This is a genomic window from Stenotrophomonas sp. CFBP 13724 (genome assembly GCF_014841975.1).
GTDB lineage: Bacteria > Pseudomonadota > Gammaproteobacteria > Xanthomonadales > Xanthomonadaceae > Stenotrophomonas > Stenotrophomonas lacuserhaii.
Map to the genome: position 1 here is coordinate 1 of NZ_JACYUW010000013.1, position 253 is coordinate 253.

Consider the following 253-nt stretch of genomic DNA (forward strand, 5'->3'; position numbering starts at 1 on the left):
GCAAAGGCAACATCGTCCTGTCGGGCGTCTTCACAAAGTACCTGCATTCAGAGAATCAAGCCGACATCGTTGGTTTGGAAGTCCCTTTCGGGGCCTTAGCTCAGCTGGGAGAGCACCTGCTTTGCAAGCAGGGGGTCGTCGGTTCGATCCCGACAGGCTCCACCAGGGTTTGAGCAATTTCCGGATAACACACGTTTCCGGGTCTGTAGCTCAGGTGGTTAGAGCGCACCCCTGATAAGGGTGAGGTCGGTAG

General features: G+C 56.1%; 1 tRNA gene. It reads left to right on the top strand.

Annotated elements, in window-relative coordinates:
• Window positions 1-89: 89 nt before the first annotated feature.
• A tRNA-Ala gene (locus IFT63_RS17465) sits at window positions 90-165 on the top strand.
• Window positions 166-253 lie beyond the last annotated feature (88 nt).